Genomic DNA, 22,371 nt, shown 5'->3' on the forward strand with positions numbered 1-22,371 from the left:
ACATTCCCGCCACCGCAGCCCTGTTAATTTTTGCGTTAATCTTCTCTGTGGTTTGATTGCTTACTGTCACCAGCCGAAAAAACCCTCCTTGAAGATGGAATGGGCTTTACCCCCCGCTGCTTAACCCGAACTGGGGTTAGTTACATATTTCTTAACATAAAGTTTGACAAAAACTGTGGTATAACTTCACAATAACTTGATATTAAGTAGGTAGGCGTTAAAAGTTGTCAGATGCCCCCCTTATCAAGGGGGGCAGGGGGGATCGAACCTAAAATCCATTTTTAATTTAATTATAACCAGCTACTTATTATTACAATAGTCTCAAGAACAATGATCGAATTAAGTCCCGCCGCCGCTAGAGAAATTGAACGTTGGAGTCAAAGCCGTCGCCTGACAGGTTCCTATCTGCGTTTGGCAGTAAAAAACGGTGGTTGTTCGGGACTTCACTACCATCTCGAATTAACCGATATGGCGGCAGAAAACGATCGCTTTTATCAAAGTCAGGGTATTAATATTTTAGTGGATCCTGACAGCGATCGCTACCTACAAATTTTAAAATTAGACTATTCAGAAGATCTAATGGGTGGTGGTTTCCGTTTTACCAATGCCAACACCCAAAATACCTGCGGTTGTGGTCTTTCCTTTAGCGCTTAATTAACTGCTCCAAATAGCCAAGACAACTAAAAGCGCATTACCCAGATAAAAAGCTCCCACAATCTTGGTTTCCGTCCAACCACTTAATTCTAAATGATGATGAAAAGGAGCCATTTTTAATAATCTTTTGCCCTTGCCATCGGGTCCTTTTGTGGCTTTATAATAGATAACCTGAGCGATTACCGAAAGAGATTCCAGAAAGAACAGACCACTAATTAAAAATAATCCCCAGAGATGTCCAGTAATTAAACCCACCGCAGCTAAAGCGCCTCCCAAAGCGAGGGAACCTGTATCACCCATAAACACTTTAGCAGGGTTGCGGTTATGAAAAATGAAGCCTAGACAAGCACCACTAAAACAAGTGCAGAAAATCGCCAAATCTGGATGACTAGGAGCGATAATAATGGCTAAACCCAAAAAAGCGATCGCACCAGTTCCCCCCGCTAATCCATCCACCCCATCGGTGAGATTAGTGGCGTTACTTTCAGCCACAAGGACAAATCCCGCCAAAATCCAGAAGAAAAAGCCCAAAGGAATCACTAATCGACCCCAAAGGGTGATATCGGTACTCACCTGATTGAACGACATCCAGAGACAAAAAAGCACCGCCCCCGTTATCTGTAAAATTAACTTCATCCGGGGAGATAGGCCCTTATTCGACTTATAACGCAGAATTTGCCAATCATCTAACCAACCGATACCCATGTAAACAAAGGTCAGCAAAGCAACCGCCACCACATTAGGGGCGAATTTAGACCAGATTAAAGCGAAAATAAGGGCTACTGGCACAAAAAAGCTGCCTCCCATCGTCGGGGTTCCTGCTTTCTTTAAATGAGCCTGGGGTCCATCCTCGCGCATAATCTGACCCATTTTCAAGCGCCGCAGCATCGGGACTACTTGACAACCAAGACCAGCACTGATTAATGTTGTGGCCATCAGGGGCAGTAACAGGGAATTAGTGGACTGAAAAAAAACTACTAACAGAAATAGTAATCCCGTTAGTAGAATCAGGAGATGGGTTCCAGTGGGTTTTTTGAAGATAGGGGCGGAAAAAATGTTAGCGTTCACGACTAAAGCGTCAGATAAGGGGAAAATTTGCCAAAGAAGACGGGATTAATCTTCATCTAAGACTAATTCATCCTCGTCGTCATCATAACCGATATCATCGACATCCATCAGTTCAGATAGTTCCACATCTTCTTCCAGAGTCAGATCCGGTTCGGCGATTTTATCCCGGGGAATCATGCGATTATTTTTTTCTAACCACTCAACAATGGAAGCGTCTTTTTTTAGGGGAATAACCGCGGCCGGTTCGTAGCGGGGTTCTTGACGAATAGAAGGATTAAGCATAATCACTCGACGATTAACAGCAATCATTTCGAGTTTACCATGTCTTTTAAGGCTCTGATAATCTCTTGATTGGCCGCGGGGAAAGTGTAATGATCTAGTTCCTGGATAGTTACCCAGCGGATTTCTTCACATTCGATCGCCCGGGCTTCGCCGCTGAGATAACGACAGTTATATACTTGTAGATTAACCCGAAAATGACTATAGGTGTGATCGATAGTGATTAAATGACTATCAACCGCGATGTCAATGCCAATTTCTTCTAATATCTCCCGTTTAATACATTCCTGCACCGTTTCATTGCCTTCGATTTTGCCGCCGGGGAATTCCCAAAAACCGCCCAGGAGTCCCTTGTCTAGACGGCGATCGATTAAAATTAAATCTCGATCATCTCTAATTACGGCCACACCGATTTGTTTAGAAGCTAAAGAGTCTGTTTCTGGAATCATAGCGGTTATTAGCGAAAAAATCGGAAAAAATAGTTAAAAACTGACTGCGGAAAATTGACTCAAAAGATGATATAATCGAGAATTGTACGATTAACGATTAACAATGACAGTCAGTTCCGAATCAAAGTTTATTTTAAAAGTATTGTGGTTAGATCAGAACGTAGCGATCGCTGTAGATCAGGTGGTCGGCAAAGGAACTAGCCCCCTCACCGCTTATTTTTTCTGGCCGCGCAATGATGCTTGGCAACAACTCCAAGAGGAGCTAGAAGCAAAACACTGGATTGATGAGTCCGATCGCGTTGATGTTCTCAACAAAGCCACAGAAGTAATTAATTTTTGGCAAGAGTTACGCAATCAAGGCCGACAAATCCCCATGGCCGATGCACAGTTAAAATTCCCCGAAGTTGTTTTTAGTGGTAGCAATTAATTTATCGAAAAAATCGGGTCTAAAACCTCGCCTTAAGGCGAAAAGTTTTTGGAGCGGGGCATAAATCCCCGTTACAAAAACGGCCTCCTGCCCCCTGCCTCCGTTAAGTCCGACTACTTAACTGATAACTGATAACTGATAACTGATAACTGAAAAAGAATCGGGTAGGTTTATATAAACCCGCCCGATTTTGCTTTAATTTAATTTGATTTGGTTGGGTTTGGTTTAAACCGATACTAAACCGCCAGCGGCCTGGTATCTAGCGCGAGCTTTGCGCCATGATTGTTGCGCTTGGATAGTTTTGCGACGGTCATCCCCTTTACTGACTTCATCGAGACGGGTTTGGGCCCGTTCGTATTCGGCGCGAGCTTTTTCTTTATCGATTTTTGAGCCTAATTCCGCCCCATTAACGAGGACTTTGATCTCATTATTTTCGACTTCAGCAAAACCGCCCAAAACCGCGATATTTTCCCAGTCTTTCCCCGGTCGAATTCGCATTACGCCAATATTCAGGGCAGTTAATAAAGGAGCGTGACCGCTAAGAATACCTAATTGTCCCGTGGAACTGGGTAGGATTACTTCTTCAGCCACGTTATCCCAGACAATGCGATCGGGTGTAATAACCCGTACTGTAATGCTCATTGGTGATAATAACGATAATTTTGGCAGATTTCTGGGTTAAGTAACCGCTAAACGCGGTTACTACTGACTTTTAATTAGCCTTTTTTGAGTTTTTCGCCTTTAGCGATCGCTTCATCGATATTGCCGACCATATAGAACGCTTGTTCGGGTAAGCTATCGAGTTCACCTTTGAGGATCATCTGGAAGCCTTTGATCGTATCAGCGAGGGTAACGTATTTACCAGGAGAACCGGTGAAAACTTCGGCCACGAAGAAAGGTTGCGAGAGGAAACGCTCAATTTTGCGAGCGCGGTCAACGGTGAGACGATCTTCTTCCGACAATTCGTCTAAACCGAGAATAGCGATGATGTCCTGTAACTCCTTATAGCGTTGCAGGGTAGATTGGACGGCGCGAGCGGTGCCGTAGTGTTCATCACCGACGATATCAGCTTGGAGCATGGTGCTGGTGGAACCGAGGGGATCTACCGCCGGATAGATACCTTTGGAAGCCAGACCACGGGATAGTACAGTAGTTCCATCTAAGTGAGCGAAGGTAGTAGCGGGAGCGGGGTCAGTCAAGTCATCCGCCGGTACATAGACCGCTTGGATGGAAGTGATCGATCCCTCTTTGGTGGAGGTAATCCGCTCTTGCAGGTCGCCTACATCAGTGCCGAGGGTGGGTTGGTATCCTACCGCAGAAGGCATCCGACCGAGGAGCGCCGATACTTCCGAACCAGCTTGGACGAAACGGAAGATATTATCAATAAATAAGAGTACGTCTTGCTTGCTGACATCGCGGAAATATTCGGCCATGGTCAAAGCAGAGAGACCGACGCGCATTCTCGCTCCGGGGGGTTCGTTCATCTGACCGTAAACGAGGGCAATTTTCGAGTCTTCGGGGTTATCAGCGTTGATTACCTTCGATTCGATCATCTCGTTGTAGAGGTCGTTTCCTTCGCGGGTTCTTTCACCCACACCGCCAAAAACCGAGACACCACCGTGTTGAATGGCGATATTGTTGATTAATTCCATCATAATGACGGTTTTGCCCACACCAGCACCCCCAAAGAGGCCGATTTTGCCCCCTTGACGGTAGGGGGTGAGCAAGTCAATCACCTTGATACCGGTTTCAAAAACCGTCGGTGTCACTTCAAGATCGACTAATTTGGGAGCGGGACGGTGAATAGGAGAGGTTTCGGTGACGTTAACCGGTCCTTTTTCGTCCACGGGTTCACCAAGAACGTTAAAAATCCGACCGAGGGTGCATTTACCCACGGGAACGCTAATCGCTGCACCGGTATCGACGATATCCATACCGCGCACTAAACCATCGGTGGTACTCATGGCAACGGCCCGCACTTGGTTGTCACCGAGTAACTGTTGCACTTCACAAGTAACCGATAGATTTTGACCGGCGGAGTTAGTTCCTTTTACGGTTAAGGCATTATAAATACGGGGCAGTTTGCCACTGGGAAATTCGGCATCGATGACAGGACCGATGATCTGGACGATTTTACCAACGTTAGTTTCTGTTGTCGCTACCATTGTTTATGTCTACTCTGGGTTTTAGCTGATAACTCCCACAAGGGGAAAGTCTTAATTTTTTGTAAAATTAGCCAATACTCAGCTTATCACGCTAGGGGATCAGATCAGTTATCAGTTACCAGTGATCGGATTTGAGTTTTCCGTGGACAGTCTGAGCAGTGATCGGTATTAAATGGCAATTTTCTGCTTACTGGTTACTGATCACTGATCACTGATAAAAAGTAAGGCAGGCCTTAGCCTACCTTAAAACAAAGCGAGGTTGATCAACTTTGAAGATGCCGATGCGGATGCAGTGCATGGAATTGGTCTACTACCATATAATGTCGATTATAACAAGGGTTTTGCTGGTTGTATAGATTCAAATAAAAAATAATTTAAAGCTTGACCATAGAGTTTAGTCTATATATTGATCCACAAGAACTATCTCCTGTCAAATTTTCAAGGGACAGCTTTAGATAGGGTTTATGGTAGGGGCGCAATGCTTGCGCCCAAAATGTGTTATGGATATTTCTACAAAACTGAGATGCACTGCCTTCTCAACCGTCCGGGAGAATTGTGCTGTAAGATATCCTCAGTTTAAATTGTTTAGGCTCGCAATCGTAGATGAGAATAAATTTCGGTAGCTTTTGCGGCAATCTCAGGAAATTAACGTTTAACTATATGAATTCTGGTAAAATTATCGCCATTATCACAGGAGCGATTTCGATTTTAATCGCCGTTGCCTATTTAATCCTAGTTCAGATTCTGGACTTTCGCACCGAGATGATTCCCGCTCCCCTAGAAGTTATTTTTCCAGGATGATAAAAATCGGGGTTGAAAAATTTTCAACCCCGAAAAAAAGCAATTTTTGAGCGGATTAACCCACCGATTGTAACTGTAATTGCGAGAGAATATCGCTCTGCTCAGAGCGCCGATGACTAGAGACTGTCACCACAGCTTCAGCAGTGACATCTAATAGCGCATGGTCTCCAGAATTGACTTTTCCCGATAACATCGCCTCGGCTAAACTATCCTCTAAGCGTCGAGTTAAAGCACGACGTAAAGGCCGCGCACCGTAGCTAGGATCATAACCCTCATTGATGACCAAATCCTTAAAAGCGGCGGTAACTTCCACAGAAATGCCTTTTTCTGTCAATTGTTTGGCTAGATCCGCGATCAGAATATCGGCAATCTGGGTAACTTCTTCGCGAGTTAACTGTCGGAAAACAATGATTTCATCGAGACGGTTGAGAAATTCGGGACGGAAATATTGTTTTAACTCGTCTGTCACCCGATTAGAAATCTGTTGGTAACGCGATTGAGCAAAATCGTCAGCCATCTCGAATCCTAAGCTATTACCGCCTTTTTCGATGACTTTTGAGCCAATATTCGAGGTCATAATAATTAGGGTATTCTTAAAGTCCACCCGACGACCTTGGGAATCGGTCAAATGACCATCTTCTAACAGTTGCAGGAGAAGATTAAAAACATCGGGATGTGCTTTCTCGATTTCGTCAAACAAGACCACTCTATAGGGTTGACGACGCACTGCTTCCGTTAACTGACCGCCTTCATTGTAACCGATGTATCCGGGAGGCGCACCAATTAACTTAGAAACCGTGTGGGATTCCATAAATTCCGACATATCTAGGCGAATCATACTGGATTCCGAGCCAAAGAGCAACTTAGCTAAGGCTTTCGTTAATTCAGTTTTACCCACTCCCGTGGGACCGGCAAAAATAAACGAGGCAATCGGACGGTTAGGATTCTTTAAATTGACTCGCGCTCGACGAATAGCACGAGAAACGGCATTTACTGCCTCCTGTTGGCCAATAATCCGCTCGTGCAGTTGATATTCTAGATTTAAGAGCGATTCCGACTCAGTTTCAGTTAATTGGGTAACGGGAATACCTGTCCAAGCGGCGACAATTTGGGCGATTTCCTCCGCATCCACCACCGGAATTAAAGATTCGGGGTTGATTAGGGGTGATTCTTCGTTAACCTCCGCAGGACTTTTACTTTGCAGGGAATAGCGTAGATGGGTGCGGGATCCCGCTTCATCGAGAAGATCGATCGCTTTGTCCGGTAAAAAGCGATCATTGATATAGCGAGAAGATAGATTAACGGCAGCTTCGATCGCTTTTTGATCGTATTTTACCTGATGGAAATCCTCGTAGGTGGCTTTTAAACCGCGTAAAATCTCGATCGCTTGCTCTTTGGTCGGTTCTCCCACCATAACTGGCTGAAAACGTCTTTCTAGAGCCGCATCTCGCTCAATATGCCGTTTATACTCATCGAGAGTTGTTGCCCCTAAACACTGTAACTCGCCGCGAGCTAAAGCAGGTTTAAGCAAGTTAGAAGCATCCATGGCCCCTCCCATGCTACCAGCACCCACAAGAGTGTGAATTTCATCGATAAACAGGATAATATTGCCCGATTTGCGAACTTCCTCCACAACACCCTTTAAACGTTCCTCAAAATCGCCGCGAAAACGGGTTCCCGCCAATAAAGACCCCATATCGAGGGCAATTACCTGTTTATCCTGCAAAAGTTCGGGAATATCGCCATTATGGATGCGTTGTGCTAACCCTTCAGCGATCGCTGTTTTGCCCACCCCCGGCTCACCCAGTAAAATCGGGTTATTCTTGCCGCGACGGCCTAAAATTTGGACAACTCGCTCGATTTCTGGCTCTCTACCGATTAAAGGGTCAATTTTGCCATTTTTGACCTCTTGGTTTAAATTGCGACCATATTGGGCTAAAATCCCGCCTTGGGGAGCATTTTTCTGGTCTTCATAGTCACTCTTTGCCGTGAAGCGACCACTAGCGACTTTTTCCCCGGCATTTTTAATTAAAAGGCCGCGAAGTTTGAGCAAATCAACACCCTGCATAATTAAAATTTTAGCGGCTAGGGATTCGGGATCGGCGGTGATAGCAAGTAATAGATGTTCAGGTGCGATCGCCTGTTCCCCTAATTGTCGAGCTTCCTGAAATGCTTGCTCGAACATCTTTTTCGCTTTCGGGGTAAAAGGGATATTAACGGGACTGTAACCGGTGCCGCGGCCAGTCATTCCTTCAATCAGGCGGCGACTTTCGTGCAGGGTGACTTTTAAATCCTTGAGAATTAAGGCTGCGGTGGCGGTGGCTTCTCCTATCAATCCTAACAGTAAATGCTCCGTACCCACGACACTGTGACCGGTACGACGGGCTTCTTCTTGGGCGAACATCACCGCTTTGATAGCTTTCTGGTTAAAGTATTCAAACATGATCGACGGCTTCCTGGCTACTGGGCTTTACCTGTTACTGTAACGTTTTCTTTACATTAGCCGGAAGGGGGATATCCGTATCAGTAGGGTGGGTTAGGGGACAGGAGTGGGGAGTGGGAATTATGAATTATGAATTATGAATTATGAAGTGGGGTGATGGGGGAGTGGGGAGACCACTTCGTGCGCCTTGCGGGGGGAGTGGGGAGACCACTTCGTGCGCCTTGCGGGGGGAGATAATCGTAACGAATTTGCAGGTTCAGCCGGAAATATGGGGAAACTTGCTAATATTTCGCCAATCGAAGGGCGGTACTCCCAGTAATTTCTGGGCGACCGTTGAAGATCTCATTAATCCGATTGATGTACCATATAAGGTACGATAACTGAGAAGGTAAGGATTGAAAAGGCTGCCAGCCAAGTTTTTTCGAGCCGAAGGTGGGTCGGAGCCAGTCAAAGATTGGTGGAAAACTCTCAGCCGTGAAGATTGCCGGATTATTGGCAGCGATATCAAGGACGTAGAGTTTAGCTTTCCCATCGGCTGCCCCTGTGCCGTTCACTTTCATCAAGAAGTCCCAAAAAAACCCAAAACAGGAAATCGATTTATACTAAATCCGTTGAGTATAGGCTAGTTATGAGGAGAGGCACTCATGCAAGAGGCACTCATGCAAAGGGGAGAATAAATAATCAATTGTTAATAACCGGATTTAGTATTAGCTCTCAATCGTAAGAAGGAACAGGAAAAATATGACCGCTAACCCCCATACTGGCTCCGATTTCGATGCTTTTCTCAAAGAAGAAGGTCTTGAGGAGGACTGTAGTGCGGTGGCACTCAAACGGTTACGGTTGCGGCAGTTGGCTGAGGAGATGAAACGGATCTCTCTGACGAAAACGGAGATGGCGGCGCGGATGCAGACCAGTCGAGCGCAACTTGACCGCCTCCTCGACCCGGAAAAGACGGGCGTTTCTCTCGATACTATCCAACGGGCGGCTTCTGTGGTGGGCCGCCAATTGCGAATCGAGTTGCTCTGAGGGAAGTCAGAAAGTTCGGAGTGCCGCAGATGAAATTACCCAACGGGGAACTGGCAGAAATCTCGATGGAAAAACTGATTGGCTATTGCTTAAATCCAGAACATTCCAGAGGAAAAAATAAAGCCAGAGTCTTTCGCTCTCGTCTGGGAATAACTGCCGAGAACGCTGAGGTTTTGCGATCGCTCATCTCACAGGCTGCCCTGGAGGGGGAAGTTGTGCAACAAGCGGTCACGGAATTCGGCCAGCAGTTTAAAGTGGATTGGACGATACCAGAACGGGAAGAAACACAACTGCGAACTATCTGGGAAATCGGCTTAATTAATCCCAACCCTCGCCTAATTTCTGCCTTTATCAAGTGAAGTACCATGAAAGACATCAAACTTTTAGATACGGTTGCCATCCTCAACTCCGTCCCTCGGGAGCGATTGACTTTAGTTGAGCCAGATTATGAGGCTGTCCCCAGCTTGCCAAGCGGACAGGTGGGAACGGTGGTTGAGGTGTATGAAAAAGGTTCGCGCTATCAATATTTAGTGGAATTTTCTGACAGTCAGGGGCGGGAATATGCGATGGCTATTCTGCCAGGCGATGAGCTTCTGGTCTTGCATTATGAACTGGAGGCGGCGTGAATTCTGCTTAAGGGGAAACACTTATGGCTCAAGTAAAAGTTTTCTATGAACCGGAAATCGCACTTAACAATTATGTTCTAGCATATATTTTTTTAGTACGGCATTAATTAAAGTCTGATATTTTTTGGGAAATTGCTGTTTATACCAAGCAACAACTGAGGGTTCAAGCTGCAGAGTTACAGGAACTTTTAGAGGAGAATTAACAGTAGCTTCTTGCCAAAATTCGGCATCAGTAGCAGGTACATCTGAATAATCTATATCAGAATCTTTCATCTGACCAAGGATATTTAATTGTTCCTCTCTCGACATACTCATAATAAATTCCCCTTTCCTCTGCATTAGCGCGTCTTGTAGATATAAGCCGTATTTTCTGTTCTCGTAGAGTGTACACTGCAACTAGGACAAATTCTCCTAAAAGTCCCAAAGCGATTAATCTTTCTTCGCCGTAGTCTCTGCGATTATCAGGTTTTGATATCCAGACTCCTGAAAAGATTTCCTTGGCAAAATTAAAGTCGATCCCGTGTTTTTCAATATTGATGTTGTTCTTTTGGTCATCCCACTCGAACTCCATCTTTTGACTCTAACTCCATAAACTAAGAAATTATACTGCGATCGCAAGCGATGTATAATACACCCTCCCAACTACCAAGATAACCTCTAAGTCTAGAAATCATGCCTACCGGGGAGATGCAAGACTTAACAACAGTTAATAAATAATTACCTAACAATGTTAGCGAAATTTTGAACCCTATTATCGAATCTGACACACCGCGCCACAATCCCTCACGGAAGGCGATAGGTCGCCTGAGAAGCAGTAAAACAGGGGAAAATACCTGAAACTCTTTCCCCTGTGAATCGCTAGTTAGGGAGAGGAATGTAAAGATTTGTAAATTGTAGCTTTTGATACAGTTGTGGGGGGGGAGTGTGTATATTAGCGCTTAAAGGAAACGACAAAAGTCGGCTAATATACTCCCTAAAAAAACACAATTATCTCAAAGGTGCAAGCTATGAATCAAATAACTTCTCGAATAAAGTTCTCTCTCGGTGTGCTAACCGCTACGTTGGTACTTACTTCTCAATTACCAAAAGCTGATGCTGGCTTAACTCCAACAGTAATTAAAGATAAACTAGGAGAACTCGAAGTCTCATGGTCTTGGAATCCTGAAGAAAGTGGTTCCGGCAATCCTCTACTGAGAAACTGGCTAGTTACTTTAGAAACCAATAATTCTTCTAATAATTGGGAAGTCAAGTTAGGTGTCTCGCACATAGAAACACCCCATCCTAAATTGGATGAACGTGAAGGAGACTTTGTCGCCACAGATTACACTTTTAGAAAGAATGAATTTGGACGTGTTATTTCAGATAGTTTCTCTACCAGTCATCGTCCAGTACATAGAGACTTCTATACCTTTAGTTTTGATCGTAGTATGGCTCCACAAAATACTGTAATTAGGTTGACTGGCGTTCATGTTCATGTCCCCGAACCCACCTCAACTCTCAGCCTCCTCGCCCTCGGCACTCTAGGCGCAGCTTCTACCCTCAAGCGCAAACTAAAACCCTCTAAATCCACCAAAAAAGAAACCACAAAAGCCGGCTAAATTGTTTCTAAAAATACCATAAATGCCCCTTCATTCAGTCAGACCAAGTTTAGAGTAAAACTCGTAGGTTGGGTTGACCCAAGGAAACCCAACAACTTCCAGGAATATTTTCACAATCTTGGTTGGGTTTCGCCTTTTGAGCCGATTGGTAATACCTGCTCAATAATGATAGCTCAATCCAACCCAGGGCTAGAGCGTCTGAGGGAATGCTAGATTTGACCATGACAGTAACTCAGCAGACAAACTACCATCAGGATTTTGGCATGAAAATTCATGGCTTGAGCGGACTAAAACTTTAATCTTTTCTCAATCTTTCTAACAGTTCAGAGCGGGATAAATTCACTAAAGAAAGAAGTAACCCGGTGCGTTCTGAGATGGGAAGTTGGGCAATCTGTTCAACTAGACCAGACAATTCCGAATCTAGGGTTCCAAACCGCCCTTCCAGAAGACTAGCTATCAGCGAGAGTTGTCCCTCTAAAGTGCCTTCCTGTTTTCCTTCTATTTTCCAATCTTCTCGCTGTTTTAGATAGGCTGGTGATAGGTTCATGATGTCCTCCTGTTCCTCGCTACTTAAATTATCTCTCAATTCCAAATTCTTACGCCAGTTGGCTAGAATTTCTAACAAATTTTCTTTAAAAGAGTTATCTTCTGGCAATTGAACTAACTCTTCTACGGCTCTTTTTTGTGTTTCTCCTTTTCCTAAAACCCTCAACCATAAAGTGTCTTCACTCACTGGTAACTGGTGGATGGCAACGATTGCCACTTTGAGGAAGTCAGCTAAAAAGTAAACCCCTTTTAACCAATTCCTCTCATCGCTGTCAGCCCTGAATCCTTGAATCATTCTAGCTGAAAAGGTGGGGGTGAGAATCCATAAAACTGGCAATTCTGCGACCGTCAGAGTTTTGTTTGCCCGTTTCGCCTTTCTTAACAGGTCATTATGAACAGTATATAACTTTGATATACAACTGCGAATCTCTATTTCTGAGGGCGGGTTACGGAAAGGTTCAAACAAACAGGAAGTCGCCGCCATTTTTCCGAGTAAACCTAAAGGGAGTTCGGTCCTTGATGGTGAACTGGCCGGTTCAAACCAGACATCTATTTCTTGAACCTCACTTTTCACTTTCTTACTCTTTTTTATGGTTCCTAGAGGCGCTAACAGTTCCTCTAAATATTCCTTGGCAAATTGGTCGTGAATTTGGCGGGTCATTCTCGGAGATGACTGAGAATATAAAGGGGGATAAACTATCCTATTATATCATTAATTAAAAAGGAATCCAATCGACAACATTGATCCATGACTAGGAATCAACTTGACTAAGAGAGGAACGTCTTTTAAAAGGCATTATTTTTTTGATTAATTCAGGTGTAATTAAGCCTTGGGGATAAAAAATAGTTCCCAAAACAATTAAAATTCCAAAAATAATCAAACGACCATCGCGCAAGAAATTACCCAACCAAATTGGTAAACCATTCACACCACCGAGGGCGCGTAAAACTTCGGGCAAAGCAGTTAAAACAATGCCTCCCACCACCGGCCCGACAAAAGTTCTTGAACCACCAATTAAAACAAAAGCCAAGAAAATAATACTAGAATCAAAGGTTCCTTGACGGGAATTCCATGTATTGAGAAAATGGGCGCTTACCGCTCCCACCACTGCCGCTAAAACTGCCCCGAAAGTGAAGGATAAAACTTTGTGATAGGTGGGATTAATTCCCATGGCCGCGGCCGCCAATTCATCGGCACGAATGGCATTAAATGCCCGACCAATTTTGATGTTTTCTAACCGGTAGAGAAACAGCATAGTTAGCAATAAGAGGGGCAAAGCCAGCCAAAGGTAAGCTAATTGAGTGGTGAAAGGTTGGGGAATGGCGAAAATACCGACCGCACCGCCGGTTATCTCGAGATTAAGGGCAATAATTCTCAAAATTTCTACCCAGGCGATCGTGGCAATGGCTAAATAAATCCCTCGCAAACGGAGAACAGGAATACCTAAAACTATGGCTAATATTCCTGCAATAATGCCAGCAATTAACATTTCTAAAAAGACCAAATTAAGGGGATAATTGCTACCAGTATTAGTAAAAACTTTCGTGGAAAGAATGGCGGCAACATAACCACCTAAAGCGTAAAAACCGGGGGTTGCTAAGGATAATTGACCGGCCATTAAGGGCAGATAAATTGAAATGCCTAATATGGCTCCAAATATCATTGAAACAATTAAAAAACCATAGGTGTTAAAAAAATCAGCCATATTTTCAGTGAGCGGTTATTGAGTGCTTAAGTTAGGGGAGTCAATTAGCTAATTTTATCACCGTTCTCTCCCACCTCATTCTCCGGTAATTCTCGAAATTATCATAATTTTTTACTTGGCACTTTTCCTATATGGTAGCGTTCGCCACCTTAAAAGCAGACGGGATGATCGATGATGGGAAAAGGTATCTTCCTCAACTTTGTCCTAGAAACAGGGGAATTTATGAAACAGCAGGATTGGTTCCTCGGACTCCTACGGCTGAATTTCCCGATAAAATCACAGTAACGGGCGAAAAAGTCCTAGAAGCTGAGTATATCATCAGTTTTACCCCAGAAGCGATCCATCAAGTCCAGGCGATCGGTGAGGAACCAGTAATATGCTTTTAAACGTTTTCCATTCGATCCTCTCACTAATTAAGTAGCTGGTTATAATTAAATTAAAAATGGATTTTGCCTTTAATCCCCCCTTGATAAGGGGGGCATCTGACAACTTTTAACGCCTACCTACTTAGGTTAGAGAAATGATAGATAAATGAGAGGATCATGAGATAAATATGAAAGTTTTCTGGGTAAAAATTAGTTAAGATAAGGGGAAATTAAAGGATAAACAACTATAGATGTTTACTTCACTCGAACTTTTAACCACTTCCTTTATTGCTGTGGGATTAGCCGCCGATGCCGTGGCCGTTTCTCTGACCAGTGGCCTGATGATTCGCCATATTCATGTTAATAAGGCTTTGAAAATTGCTTTGTTTTTTGGCGGATTTCAAGCGATTATGCCGATTATCGGTTGGGGTATTGGTCTAACTTGTCGCGATTTTCTTGCTTCTTTTGACCACTGGATCGCTTTTATTATTTTAGGAGCGATCGGCAGTAAAATGATCTACGAAGCTGTTCAAAATGATGACGAGGAAAAAAAATTTAATCCTCTAGATTCCTATACTTTAATCGGATTAGCGATCGCTACTAGCATCGATGCTTTAGTAGTTGGTTTGGGTCTATCGATGATTAAAACTCCCTTACTTTTAGCTTGCACTGTCATCGGTTCTATTACCTTTGCTTTATGTTTTATAGCTGTTTTTATCGGGCATAAATTCGGTAATTTATTTAGTCAAAAGGTGGAAATTCTCGGCGGTTTAGTTTTAATATTAATCGGCAGTAAAATCCTCATTGAACATTTAATCGCCTAGATTATCCCCATTTTTCACAATCGGCCTCCTTTTCCTGACTGTTTTAAGAAGGAAGTAGCTAATTCGGGATAACCGGCCTCAATTAAAGCCTGATCTCTGATGCGACAGGAATCGCATAAACCGCAGGGTTCAACTTCTCCTTGATAACAAGACCAAGTATCAGCAATGGGAACCCCTAAACTAACGGCACGACGGACGATATCTACCTTACTATCCATCACCAAAGGGGCAATTAATTGGGGTGCTTTCCCTTCTAAACCCGCTTTCGATGATAAATTAGCTAAAGTTTGAAAGGCTTCTAAATACTCGGGACGACAATCGGGATAACCGGAATAATCCACCGCATTAATTCCTAAATATATCGCCTCCGCTTCCCTTGCTTCCGCTAAAGAAAGAGCGATCGAAATAAAAACTGTATTTCTCCCCGGCACATAGGTAATCGGGATAATATCTGGGTTAATTCCCTCTTGGGGAATAGCTATAGATTGATCCGTTAAAGCGGAACCTCCCCACAAAGATAGATTGACTTCGATCAGATGATGTTCTTTAATTTCGAGGAAATTAGCAATTTTTTTCGCCGCTGCTAATTCCCGCTCGTGTCTTTGTCCATAACGAAAGGAAAGGGCAATTAATTGATAACCAGCCGCTAAAGCGATCGCTGCTGTTGTCGCTGAATCTAATCCCCCAGAAAGTAAAATAATCGCCTTTTTTGTCATTATCCTAATGTCACCTGTGTTTGTTGATAATTAGCTACTAAGATAAATTGTTTTAGCCACCGCGAACCTAACAAAATCTCCTGAATTGCCTCCCCTGCAAAGACGGGAATTTCGTATTCCTGACCATCAATTCTTACTCTGCCTAAATATATATCAAAAAATGCTTCTCCTTGAGCGGTTATCAATTTATTTTGTCGCAAAAAACGCCAATCAAGACTGTCAGCATCTTGACTATTTATGGCTAAAAACTCGGTAAAACCCGTATCCAGCATGACTTCTGTGGGTAGAATCAATCCATCATCGCCAACTAAATCGATATCAAAATAAATTTGTCCTTTGGTTCCAAATCTCCCTTCAATCATATTCTGCCACTAACTCCAGTTTCATTAATGCCAAAGATATGATGGATTTTGTCGGGATATTTTGCCCTTGCTTTTTTACTGGCCACTTCTTGATCGGGATCGATAAAATAATCGCCGCTATCGGGTTCGATCGCAATGTACCAACCATAATAATGTTTCATTAAACGGGGCTGTAAACTCTGAAAAATCGGCCAACAACGATGATAAAATTCTAATTGTCTGGCGCGATGTTTGGCCTTTTCTTCCTCTGTAGATTGCATCTCTGGAAAAACTCGACCACGACGCACTACTCGTTCAGAATTGTTGTTAGACATAGTATTTGACCTCTTGTTAGTAAATTAGGGATTATGAATTATGAATTATGAATTGGGGAGATGGGGAGACCACTTCATGCGCGTTGCGGGGGGAGATGGGGATATGGGAGCAGGAGAAAAAAGCTGATAACTGATAACTGATAACTGATAACTGATAACTGATAACTGATAACTGATAACTGATAACTGATAACTGATAACTGACTAGCGGACTCCTAAAAACTTATGGGTTTGGAGACTGAGACGCCATTGGGGATGCCGGAGAACATAATTAAAGACTAACTCTTTGCTTTCCACTGTATTCCATTCGGGTTGTAGATATTTGATCACCCCTTCCGATAACTTACTTTCCTGCATAGCTGCCCAGTCTAAATCCTCTGGATTAGCCACGACAATTTTTAACTCATTCACCTGTGCATAAATAGTAGGATCGGGCATTTTATAAGTTTTAGGAGAAAAAGTCACCCAATCGAAAACCCCAGTAAAAGGATGAGCGCCAGAAGTTTCTAAATGTACCCGTAAACCCTGATTTTTTAATTCCTTGGTCAAAGGATCAAGATTGTGCATCAAAGGTTCACCCCCGGTAATCACCACCATAGCGGGGTTAGCCCCTTTTGCCATCTCAACCAATTCCCGCAGCGATTGTTGTGGATAACGGTGGGCATTCCAAGACTCTTTTTGGTCGCACCAAGGGCAATAGACATCGCAACCTCCCAAACGGAGGAAAAAAGCATTGCTTCCCGTCCAAAAGCCTTCGCCCTGTACGGAATGGAAAGTTTCGACAACAGGATAGGTACAATGGTTTATGCTAACCGTTTTCATAGAATCAGTATTATAGAAAATATGGACATTCCCCTGAACTTTGCCAAATACATCCAATGGTCTGGTATTGCCACGCTGGTTTTTTTGGTACTCACGATTATCGCTTTTCTCGTCGGTTGGGGAATCCGCTTTCGTCTCGTCGGTGTCACTAGCTTTATGGCTGTGTTGACGGTGGGAATTTTCGGTCTTGGGTTAGGATTATTTACTCGTACCGAAATTCCGGGGGCGGTGAGATTCTCCCTTGTCTATGATAACGGAGCTAATCAAGCTGTTATCTCCCTGCCCAGTACTGTTACTGCCGAGCAGGTGGAAGCAACCCTAAAACAAGCCGCTAGTGACTTGTTTTCCTCTGGTCGCGCCGGTGCTGGCGGTAATAATCAATTTATCATTAGCGCTCGCACTCTGGTTCACCCTCAGCCCGGTTTATCCGCTCCTTTGTACTTAGGACAGATTAAAAAATCCTTCTCCGCCCTGGGGGATAATACGCCTGAACTACAGCTTTTTCCCGAAAGCTTCGCTAAACTTAGCCAATAATCCTGAGAGGTTGTCAAAAAATGTCCAATGCTGTCGCTGTTTTGCCCCTGTTAATCGCCCCCGCACAAGTGATTCGGGGTGACAATGCCCTAGAAGAATCCACCGACAAATTAGCGGATTTGGGCAAACGTCCCCTCGTGGTGGGCGGCGATCGCAATTTAGCTTTTTTGTCATCTCCCCTGAAAAATCTCACCCCCAGCTATCACAGTTACGCCCCCGATTGTTCGGAAAATTCCCTAGCATATTTAAAGGCATCTGTCAAGAGTCATGAGGCAGATTTTATCATCGGTGTGGGTGGCGGCAAGGCCCTCGATACGGCCAAATTACTCGCCCATCAGTGCCATTTGCCGATCGCTACGATTCCCACCTCCGCCGCCACCTGTGCCGCTTGGACAGCCCTATCTAACGTCTATTCTGACGCGGGGGCGTTTCTTTACGATCTGTCCCTAGCCCGTTGCCCGGATTTATTAATTCTCGATTACGGTATTATCCAAACTGCCCCGAAAAGAACCTTAATCGCCGGTATTGGCGATGCGATCGCTAAATGGTACGAGGCCTCCGTCAGTAGCGGTCATTGCACAGAAACCCTGATCATTGCCGCTGTCCAACAGGCCCGGGTTTTGCGGGATATCCTTTTCCAAAAATCCCCGGCAGCCCTGGAAAATATCGGCGGGGAGGACTGGAAACAGGTGGTAGATGCCACCGTTTTATTAGCCGGAGTAATTGGTGGTTTAGGGGGTGCTAATTGTCGTACCGTGGCCGCCCATGCGATTCATAATGGTTTAACCCATATTCCCGCTTGCCATCACGCGCTCCACGGGGAAAAAGTCGCCTACGGCATTCTCGCCCAATTGCGTCTAGAGGAAATAGTTTTGGGCAATCAATTGGCAGTATCGGCCCGGGGGCAACTAATCCAGTTTTATGAACAAATTGGTTTACCGAAATCCCTAGAGGATTTAGGATTAAGAGATGTTTCCCTTGCCCAATTGCGCCACGCGGCCGCAATTGCCTGTCAGCCTAATTCGGACATTCATCGTCTGCCTTTTACGGTTTCCCCGGAACAAGTCATGGCGGCCATGGTTTCCACTACCACTGCCGATACAGTCGGGCAGAAAGTTAAAGCTAATTAAGGGCAATATTTTCGGGATTTATTAATAAAATTCTCACCTATAGCCCTAGGTTTTGAGCTTAGGGCATAACCAAGACTATAGCAATACTGCTCCCCCTAGCCGACTGCTTTATGACGACAATAATCGACGAGTTAAGGCAACAATGGCAAGATCGCCTCCGGCAAACAGAGGATTCCTTAACCGATCGCGAACGGGATACCATTATCAATTGGTTACTCGGTGAAGATAGCCAACGTTGGGAAAATTTAGATGAGAGAGATTTAGAAATCGCTAAACGGGGATTAGTTTATCTTTGGCAAATTTTGCGGCAACGCTATCTCAAAGTTAATCCCACCCGCGCCTATCGTAACCTGATTGATCGTCTCGGTGCTTGTGTCACTCTCCGGCAAAAAATTCGCACTTGGGTTTCCTTAAGTCGCGATCGTCGGCAAGCGGTGGCTGATGTCTTGCAAGAAATTATTCAAGAGATGTTAAATAGCGATCGCTATCTGCAATCCCAGTTAGCATGGATCTCTCGTTGTACCAACGATCAAGCTACTCGCAATCAGCTGCTGTTAGCCACCCTGGAGGAATACGCCCTGCGTCCGATCCGCAATCAACCCCTGTTAGCCTATCGTTTTGTTAATTATCTCCGTCGTCAATCGAGAAGCGGTATCACTAATGTGCCGCGGCAAGAAATGATCCGGATTCTCTCCGATGAAATTAGTGACGATGAGGGGGAAACTAGCTTAAGTTTACTGGATCAAAATGCGATCGCTACCTACGAAGATCAACGCACTTGCCAAGAAGCGCAAATTCTCCGGGCAAAAGTTCAAGAGAGTTTTGCCAAGTATTTAGAGGAAAATGTTGGTCCGGAGGCGGTGACTTGGTTTAACCTCTATCTAGGGGGCGAAAGCCAAGATGAGATCGCCAAAGCGATGAATATTCCCATTCAACGGATTTATCGTATCCGGGAAAAAGTTGGCTATCATGCGATTAAGGTTTTTGCCCTCAAGGAAGGGACAGAATTAATCGCTGAATGGTTAGAAATCAGCCCGAAAGAGCATAATTTTGGCTTAACTCTCAGTCAATGGCAAAGTTTCTATGCTGGCCTTTCTCCCAGGGGTAAAAGCGTTATCGAGGGCTTAAAAACGGGTAAAACCCTTGAGGAAATCGCCGGGGAATTAAACTGTAAACGCACGCAAGTGGTCAAAGAATGGACGCAACTTTATCTAAGCGCCCAAAGTCTTAGGACAAAAACCTAATCAGGAGTCAGGAGATAGGAGTCAGTATTCAGGAGTCAGGAGACAGCTTTTTTTCCCATCTCCCCAATTCCTAATTCATAATTCCTAATTCATAATTCATAATTACCATCCCCTTTTTGATTTTTGACTTCAAGAAATATGTGGATTATTAGCAAAAAAGTCGGGGTATTTACCCATTATTTAACCCCTACGGGGACATTTACCCCCAGCATCGACAAAGCCAGTAAATTTTCTGCTCGGGAAATGGCGGATATTATGGCTAAAAAATACGGCGGAATAGTAGAGGCCATGAGATAATTATGACCATTGGTATTTGGATTTTAGGGGATCAATTATGGACAGGACAAGCGGCCTTAGCTAATCGTCAAGCCTATTCACAGGAAACGCCGGTTATTTTAATTGAATCCCACAATCATATTCGACAAAGACCCTATCATCAGCAAAAATTAGTTTTAATCTGGTCGGCGATGCGTCATTTTGCCGAAGAATTAAAAACTTTAGGATGGTCTGTCACCTACGAAGTTGCTGAAGATTTTGAGCCGATTTTATCTGCTTGGATTAAACGATTAGGTATTAAAGAATTACAGATTATGATGCCTAATGATTTGCCTTTTCTTAGATTAATTAAAAATCTCAATTTAGACTGTGCTATAAACATAATTGATAATAATCACTTTCTCTGGACAAGGACAGATTTTAATAATTGGGCTAAATCTCGTAAAAGACTATTACTAGAGGATTTCTATCGAGAAAGTCGCAAAAAATGGCAGATTTTAATCGAGAATAATCAACCCATAGGAGGACAATGGAACTTTGATAAACAAAACCGCAAACCGCCCAAAGATGGATTAAAAACTGCTGCTCCTCTTTGGTTTGAACCCGATGAAATTACCCTTCAGGTTATCGCCGATGTGGAAGCTTTAGATATTCCTAAATATGGAAAAATCAAACCTTTTCGCTGGGCAGTAAACCGCAGACAAGCTTTACAGGTTTTGGAGCATTTTATTACTAATTGTCTGCCCAACTTTGGACCATACCAAGATGCGATGGTAACGGGAGAAGAAACCCTCTGGCATTCCCTATTATCCCCCTATCTAAATCTAGGATTACTAACGCCGTTGGAAGTGATTCAAGGGGCAGCAATTGCCTATAAAAAAGATAATTTAGCCCTAAATAGCATCGAAGGATTTATCCGTCAGGTGTTGGGATGGCGGGAATATATGCAGGGAATTTATCATTATTTGGGAGAAGATTACGCTAATGGTAATTGGTTTGAGCATCAACAACCCTTACCGGCTTTCTTTTGGGATAGTAAACAAACCGAGATGAATTGCCTCAAACAAGTATTATCACAGGTGGAAAATACCGGTTATGCCCATCATATTCAAAGATTAATGATTTTGAGCAATTTTGCCTTAATTTTTGGTTGCTCTCCCCAAGAGATTGAAAACTGGTTTCATAGTGTTTTTATCGATGCCTACGATTGGGTAATGCAGACTAATGTACTGGGAATGGGACAATTTGCCGATGGGGGAATTCTCGCTTCTAAACCCTACGCTTCCTCGGCCAACTATATTGATAAAATGAGTGATTATTGTCGGGGTTGTGTGTATAAAAAAAATGAACGAGTCGGGGAGTTTGCCTGTCCTTTTAATTTTCTTTACTGGGATTTTTTGGCACGACATCGAGAAAAATTAAAATCCCAAGGTCGAGTTAATATGATTTTAGGTCATCTCGATCGAATGTCGGCAGCTGAACTTAATCAAATGCGCTGCCAGTCCAACCAATTAAGAGCTATCAGCAGTCAGCTTTGAATCAGTTATCAGATGCCAGTTTTCAGTTCACTGATTACTGATTACTGTTTACTGTTTACTGCTCACTGAAAAACCCCCAACCCCCAAACCCACTATGATAATTGCTATATGAGTAAATCCAAGCAAAAAAACCGGATTGCCTATCAGGAATTTGGAGATCAAAGTAATTCTCAAGCTTTTGAGCGTTCCATTCCCGAATTACCGCCAAATCAGCAGAATTTGCGAGTACAAACCTCCCGCTCTGGTCGGGGGGGAAAAACCGTTACCATGGTTACAGGTTTTCAATGCCAAACCGAAACTCTGACGAAATTATTAAAACAGTTAAAAACCGCTTGCGGAACGGGTGGTACAGTGAAAGAAAATACCATTGAGATCCAAGGAGATCATCGCCAAAAAATTCTACAAATTCTCATTGAATCGGGTTACAAAGCCAAAATTAGCGGAGGATAGCTTAAAAT

Annotated in this window: 29 protein-coding genes and 2 pseudogenes; 16 read left to right on the forward strand and 15 right to left on the reverse strand. The window is 43.8% G+C overall.

Translation table 11 applies throughout. From position 1 onward, the window contains the following. Positions 1-124: pseudogene (locus IM475_RS15365) on the forward strand (IS982 family transposase); the annotation flags it as partial. 206 nt (positions 125-330) lie between these two features. After that, positions 331-654 carry a HesB/IscA family protein gene (locus IM475_RS15370; protein WP_287728127.1) on the forward strand — a complete coding sequence of 108 codons (324 nt, stop codon included), beginning with the start codon at positions 331-333 and terminating at the stop codon, positions 652-654. Here IM475_RS15370 and mraY read toward each other — a convergent pair whose 3' ends face one another. Genes mraY through mutT form a run of 3 tightly spaced genes read right to left on the reverse strand, consistent with a single transcriptional unit; the run spans position 655 to position 2,450 of the window. Next, positions 655-1,722 (reverse strand): phospho-N-acetylmuramoyl-pentapeptide-transferase, encoded by a 1,068-nt coding sequence (gene mraY, locus IM475_RS15375; RefSeq protein WP_287728128.1) that lies wholly within the window; start codon positions 1,720-1,722, stop codon positions 655-657. It abuts the gene before it with no gap. A gap of 45 nt (positions 1,723-1,767) precedes the next feature. Further along, complete coding sequence (locus tag IM475_RS15380; RefSeq protein WP_002735746.1) at positions 1,768-2,031, reverse strand: DUF3134 domain-containing protein; 264 nt, start codon at positions 2,029-2,031, stop codon at positions 1,768-1,770. Further along, complete coding sequence (gene mutT / locus IM475_RS15385) at positions 2,028-2,450, reverse strand: 8-oxo-dGTP diphosphatase MutT (RefSeq protein ID WP_287728129.1); 423 nt, start codon at positions 2,448-2,450, stop codon at positions 2,028-2,030. The genes IM475_RS15380 and mutT overlap by 4 nt, the downstream gene beginning before the upstream one ends. 103 nt (positions 2,451-2,553) lie before the next feature. Between mutT and IM475_RS15390 the strand changes: the two genes are divergently transcribed. Continuing rightward, positions 2,554-2,877, forward strand: coding sequence for a 30S ribosomal protein PSRP-3 (locus IM475_RS15390; protein ID WP_002760450.1), 324 nt, complete (start codon positions 2,554-2,556; stop codon positions 2,875-2,877). 225 nt (positions 2,878-3,102) lie between these two features. On the opposite strand, the gene atpC is transcribed toward IM475_RS15390, so the two are convergent. Together atpC and atpD are read right to left on the reverse strand one after the other, a co-directional pair. Next, entirely contained in the window at positions 3,103-3,519 is a 417-nt protein-coding gene (atpC, locus tag IM475_RS15395; protein WP_002735380.1) for an ATP synthase F1 subunit epsilon, read from the reverse strand. 74 nt (positions 3,520-3,593) lie between these two features. Next, positions 3,594-5,042: a F0F1 ATP synthase subunit beta gene (gene atpD / locus IM475_RS15400; protein WP_149986192.1), complete on the reverse strand. Its 1,449-nt coding sequence runs from the start codon at positions 5,040-5,042 to the stop codon at positions 3,594-3,596. A gap of 660 nt (positions 5,043-5,702) precedes the next feature. On the opposite strand from atpD, the gene IM475_RS15405 reads away from it, so the two are divergent. Then, a complete protein-coding gene (locus tag IM475_RS15405) occupies positions 5,703-5,843 on the forward strand; it encodes a hypothetical protein (RefSeq protein ID WP_170863676.1) in 141 nt (46 codons plus the stop codon). A gap of 55 nt (positions 5,844-5,898) precedes the next feature. On the opposite strand, the gene IM475_RS15410 is transcribed toward IM475_RS15405, so the two are convergent. Together IM475_RS15410 and IM475_RS15415 are read right to left on the reverse strand one after the other, a co-directional pair. Further along, positions 5,899-8,286 (reverse strand): ATP-dependent Clp protease ATP-binding subunit, encoded by a 2,388-nt coding sequence (locus IM475_RS15410; protein ID WP_287728130.1) that lies wholly within the window; start codon positions 8,284-8,286, stop codon positions 5,899-5,901. Positions 8,287-8,567: 281 nt separating this feature from the next. Then, positions 8,568-8,846 carry a hypothetical protein gene (locus IM475_RS15415; RefSeq protein WP_287657948.1) on the reverse strand — a complete coding sequence of 93 codons (279 nt, stop codon included), beginning with the start codon at positions 8,844-8,846 and terminating at the stop codon, positions 8,568-8,570. A gap of 181 nt (positions 8,847-9,027) precedes the next feature. Between IM475_RS15415 and IM475_RS15420 the strand changes: the two genes are divergently transcribed. From IM475_RS15420 to IM475_RS15430, 3 genes are read left to right on the forward strand one after another with little or no spacing between them, the layout of a single operon-like run. Continuing rightward, entirely contained in the window at positions 9,028-9,312 is a 285-nt protein-coding gene (locus IM475_RS15420) for a helix-turn-helix domain-containing protein (protein ID WP_194014013.1), read from the forward strand. A gap of 29 nt (positions 9,313-9,341) precedes the next feature. Next, positions 9,342-9,671 carry a DUF6883 domain-containing protein gene (locus IM475_RS15425; RefSeq protein WP_194014015.1) on the forward strand — a complete coding sequence of 110 codons (330 nt, stop codon included), beginning with the start codon at positions 9,342-9,344 and terminating at the stop codon, positions 9,669-9,671. Between the two features lie 6 nt (positions 9,672-9,677). After that, positions 9,678-9,938, forward strand: a complete 261-nt coding sequence (locus tag IM475_RS15430; RefSeq protein WP_002794897.1) for a DUF4926 domain-containing protein — start codon at positions 9,678-9,680, stop codon at positions 9,936-9,938. 63 nt (positions 9,939-10,001) lie between these two features. On the opposite strand, the gene IM475_RS15435 is transcribed toward IM475_RS15430, so the two are convergent. Both IM475_RS15435 and IM475_RS15440 read right to left on the reverse strand, forming a co-directional pair. Next, positions 10,002-10,211, reverse strand: coding sequence for a BrnA antitoxin family protein (locus tag IM475_RS15435; protein ID WP_228009492.1), 210 nt, complete (start codon positions 10,209-10,211; stop codon positions 10,002-10,004). After that, on the reverse strand, positions 10,198-10,509 hold the full coding sequence (locus IM475_RS15440) for a BrnT family toxin (protein WP_061430167.1): 312 nt from the start codon (positions 10,507-10,509) through the stop codon (positions 10,198-10,200). Before IM475_RS15440 ends, IM475_RS15435 begins: the two co-directional genes overlap by 14 nt. A 904-nt stretch (positions 10,510-11,413) precedes the next feature. Here IM475_RS15440 and IM475_RS15445 point away from each other — a divergent pair. After that, positions 11,414-11,536, forward strand: a pseudogene (locus IM475_RS15445) (PEP-CTERM sorting domain-containing protein); the annotation flags it as partial. Between the two features lie 295 nt (positions 11,537-11,831). Here the strand turns inward: IM475_RS15445 and IM475_RS15450 are convergent. Further along, positions 11,832-12,743: a hypothetical protein gene (locus IM475_RS15450; protein WP_061430168.1), complete on the reverse strand. Its 912-nt coding sequence runs from the start codon at positions 12,741-12,743 to the stop codon at positions 11,832-11,834. 91 nt (positions 12,744-12,834) lie between these two features. Beyond that, positions 12,835-13,788, reverse strand: coding sequence for a branched-chain amino acid ABC transporter permease (locus IM475_RS15455; RefSeq protein ID WP_287657955.1), 954 nt, complete (start codon positions 13,786-13,788; stop codon positions 12,835-12,837). 131 nt (positions 13,789-13,919) lie between these two features. Here IM475_RS15455 and IM475_RS15460 point away from each other — a divergent pair, with 131 nt between their 5' ends. Together IM475_RS15460 and IM475_RS15465 are read left to right on the forward strand one after the other, a co-directional pair. Beyond that, positions 13,920-14,174: a hypothetical protein gene (locus tag IM475_RS15460; RefSeq protein WP_287728131.1), complete on the forward strand. Its 255-nt coding sequence runs from the start codon at positions 13,920-13,922 to the stop codon at positions 14,172-14,174. 230 nt (positions 14,175-14,404) lie between these two features. Further along, positions 14,405-14,977, forward strand: a complete 573-nt coding sequence (locus IM475_RS15465) for a manganese efflux pump MntP (protein WP_002756990.1) — start codon at positions 14,405-14,407, stop codon at positions 14,975-14,977. 14 nt (positions 14,978-14,991) lie between these two features. Here IM475_RS15465 and queC read toward each other — a convergent pair whose 3' ends face one another. From queC to IM475_RS15485, 4 genes are all read right to left on the reverse strand, one after another. After that, positions 14,992-15,693 carry a 7-cyano-7-deazaguanine synthase QueC gene (gene queC / locus IM475_RS15470; RefSeq protein WP_287728133.1) on the reverse strand — a complete coding sequence of 234 codons (702 nt, stop codon included), beginning with the start codon at positions 15,691-15,693 and terminating at the stop codon, positions 14,992-14,994. Next, positions 15,693-16,055 carry a hypothetical protein gene (locus tag IM475_RS15475; RefSeq protein WP_002756992.1) on the reverse strand — a complete coding sequence of 121 codons (363 nt, stop codon included), beginning with the start codon at positions 16,053-16,055 and terminating at the stop codon, positions 15,693-15,695. Before IM475_RS15475 ends, queC begins: the two co-directional genes overlap by 1 nt. Further along, entirely contained in the window at positions 16,052-16,369 is a 318-nt protein-coding gene (locus tag IM475_RS15480; RefSeq protein WP_002799114.1) for a hypothetical protein, read from the reverse strand. The genes IM475_RS15475 and IM475_RS15480 overlap by 4 nt, the downstream gene beginning before the upstream one ends. Before the next feature lie 204 nt (positions 16,370-16,573). After that, positions 16,574-17,191 carry a 7-carboxy-7-deazaguanine synthase QueE gene (locus IM475_RS15485; RefSeq protein ID WP_287728135.1) on the reverse strand — a complete coding sequence of 206 codons (618 nt, stop codon included), beginning with the start codon at positions 17,189-17,191 and terminating at the stop codon, positions 16,574-16,576. On the opposite strand from IM475_RS15485, the gene IM475_RS15490 reads away from it, so the two are divergent. The 6 genes from IM475_RS15490 to IM475_RS15515 all read left to right on the forward strand — a co-directional run bounded on the left by IM475_RS15490 (position 17,168) and on the right by IM475_RS15515 (position 22,363). Then, positions 17,168-17,725, forward strand: coding sequence for a Ycf51 family protein (locus IM475_RS15490; RefSeq protein WP_287728136.1), 558 nt, complete (start codon positions 17,168-17,170; stop codon positions 17,723-17,725). The two genes, IM475_RS15485 and IM475_RS15490, sit on opposite strands and share 24 nt — an antisense overlap. Before the next feature lie 20 nt (positions 17,726-17,745). Continuing rightward, entirely contained in the window at positions 17,746-18,855 is a 1,110-nt protein-coding gene (locus tag IM475_RS15495) for an iron-containing alcohol dehydrogenase family protein (RefSeq protein WP_287728137.1), read from the forward strand. A 110-nt stretch (positions 18,856-18,965) separates the two neighbouring features. Further along, complete coding sequence (locus IM475_RS15500) at positions 18,966-20,099, forward strand: HetZ-related protein 2 (RefSeq protein ID WP_287728139.1); 1,134 nt, start codon at positions 18,966-18,968, stop codon at positions 20,097-20,099. A 138-nt stretch (positions 20,100-20,237) separates the two neighbouring features. Continuing rightward, a complete protein-coding gene (locus tag IM475_RS15505) occupies positions 20,238-20,396 on the forward strand; it encodes a hypothetical protein (protein WP_002739601.1) in 159 nt (52 codons plus the stop codon). A gap of 2 nt (positions 20,397-20,398) precedes the next feature. Continuing rightward, positions 20,399-21,913, forward strand: a complete 1,515-nt coding sequence (locus IM475_RS15510; RefSeq protein ID WP_287728140.1) for a cryptochrome/photolyase family protein — start codon at positions 20,399-20,401, stop codon at positions 21,911-21,913. Positions 21,914-22,021: 108 nt separating this feature from the next. After that, positions 22,022-22,363, forward strand: a complete 342-nt coding sequence (locus tag IM475_RS15515) for a translation initiation factor (RefSeq protein ID WP_287728141.1) — start codon at positions 22,022-22,024, stop codon at positions 22,361-22,363. Positions 22,364-22,371: the final 8 nt, after the last annotated feature.

Origin of the sequence: Microcystis sp. M061S2, assembly GCF_020245605.1 — a bacterium.
Lineage (GTDB): Bacteria > Cyanobacteriota > Cyanobacteriia > Cyanobacteriales > Microcystaceae > Microcystis.

What these genes read in the sequence shown, in the direction of transcription:
- IM475_RS15370 (WP_287728127.1), top strand. Translation starts at nt 331, where the DNA reads ATGATCGAATTAAGTCCCGCCGCCGCTAGAGAAATTGAACGTTGGAGT.
- IM475_RS15380 (WP_002735746.1), bottom strand. Translation starts at nt 2,031, where the DNA reads ATGATTGCTGTTAATCGTCGAGTGATTATGCTTAATCCTTCTATTCGT.
- mutT (WP_287728129.1), bottom strand. Translation starts at nt 2,450, where the DNA reads ATGATTCCAGAAACAGACTCTTTAGCTTCTAAACAAATCGGTGTGGCC.
- IM475_RS15390 (WP_002760450.1), top strand. Translation starts at nt 2,554, where the DNA reads ATGACAGTCAGTTCCGAATCAAAGTTTATTTTAAAAGTATTGTGGTTA.
- atpC (WP_002735380.1), bottom strand. Translation starts at nt 3,519, where the DNA reads ATGAGCATTACAGTACGGGTTATTACACCCGATCGCATTGTCTGGGAT.
- atpD (WP_149986192.1), bottom strand. Translation starts at nt 5,042, where the DNA reads ATGGTAGCGACAACAGAAACTAACGTTGGTAAAATCGTCCAGATCATC.
- IM475_RS15405 (WP_170863676.1), top strand. Translation starts at nt 5,703, where the DNA reads ATGAATTCTGGTAAAATTATCGCCATTATCACAGGAGCGATTTCGATT.
- IM475_RS15410 (WP_287728130.1), bottom strand. Translation starts at nt 8,286, where the DNA reads ATGTTTGAATACTTTAACCAGAAAGCTATCAAAGCGGTGATGTTCGCC.
- IM475_RS15415 (WP_287657948.1), bottom strand. Translation starts at nt 8,846, where the DNA reads ATGAAAGTGAACGGCACAGGGGCAGCCGATGGGAAAGCTAAACTCTAC.
- IM475_RS15420 (WP_194014013.1), top strand. Translation starts at nt 9,028, where the DNA reads ATGACCGCTAACCCCCATACTGGCTCCGATTTCGATGCTTTTCTCAAA.
- IM475_RS15425 (WP_194014015.1), top strand. Translation starts at nt 9,342, where the DNA reads ATGAAATTACCCAACGGGGAACTGGCAGAAATCTCGATGGAAAAACTG.
- IM475_RS15430 (WP_002794897.1), top strand. Translation starts at nt 9,678, where the DNA reads ATGAAAGACATCAAACTTTTAGATACGGTTGCCATCCTCAACTCCGTC.
- IM475_RS15435 (WP_228009492.1), bottom strand. Translation starts at nt 10,211, where the DNA reads ATGAAAGATTCTGATATAGATTATTCAGATGTACCTGCTACTGATGCC.
- IM475_RS15440 (WP_061430167.1), bottom strand. Translation starts at nt 10,509, where the DNA reads ATGGAGTTCGAGTGGGATGACCAAAAGAACAACATCAATATTGAAAAA.
- IM475_RS15450 (WP_061430168.1), bottom strand. Translation starts at nt 12,743, where the DNA reads ATGACCCGCCAAATTCACGACCAATTTGCCAAGGAATATTTAGAGGAA.
- IM475_RS15455 (WP_287657955.1), bottom strand. Translation starts at nt 13,788, where the DNA reads ATGGCTGATTTTTTTAACACCTATGGTTTTTTAATTGTTTCAATGATA.
- IM475_RS15460 (WP_287728131.1), top strand. Translation starts at nt 13,920, where the DNA reads ATGGTAGCGTTCGCCACCTTAAAAGCAGACGGGATGATCGATGATGGG.
- IM475_RS15465 (WP_002756990.1), top strand. Translation starts at nt 14,405, where the DNA reads ATGTTTACTTCACTCGAACTTTTAACCACTTCCTTTATTGCTGTGGGA.
- queC (WP_287728133.1), bottom strand. Translation starts at nt 15,693, where the DNA reads ATGACAAAAAAGGCGATTATTTTACTTTCTGGGGGATTAGATTCAGCG.
- IM475_RS15475 (WP_002756992.1), bottom strand. Translation starts at nt 16,055, where the DNA reads ATGATTGAAGGGAGATTTGGAACCAAAGGACAAATTTATTTTGATATC.
- IM475_RS15480 (WP_002799114.1), bottom strand. Translation starts at nt 16,369, where the DNA reads ATGTCTAACAACAATTCTGAACGAGTAGTGCGTCGTGGTCGAGTTTTT.
- IM475_RS15490 (WP_287728136.1), top strand. Translation starts at nt 17,168, where the DNA reads ATGGTTTATGCTAACCGTTTTCATAGAATCAGTATTATAGAAAATATG.
- IM475_RS15485 (WP_287728135.1), bottom strand. Translation starts at nt 17,191, where the DNA reads ATGAAAACGGTTAGCATAAACCATTGTACCTATCCTGTTGTCGAAACT.
- IM475_RS15495 (WP_287728137.1), top strand. Translation starts at nt 17,746, where the DNA reads ATGTCCAATGCTGTCGCTGTTTTGCCCCTGTTAATCGCCCCCGCACAA.
- IM475_RS15500 (WP_287728139.1), top strand. Translation starts at nt 18,966, where the DNA reads ATGACGACAATAATCGACGAGTTAAGGCAACAATGGCAAGATCGCCTC.
- IM475_RS15505 (WP_002739601.1), top strand. Translation starts at nt 20,238, where the DNA reads ATGTGGATTATTAGCAAAAAAGTCGGGGTATTTACCCATTATTTAACC.
- IM475_RS15510 (WP_287728140.1), top strand. Translation starts at nt 20,399, where the DNA reads ATGACCATTGGTATTTGGATTTTAGGGGATCAATTATGGACAGGACAA.
- IM475_RS15515 (WP_287728141.1), top strand. Translation starts at nt 22,022, where the DNA reads ATGAGTAAATCCAAGCAAAAAAACCGGATTGCCTATCAGGAATTTGGA.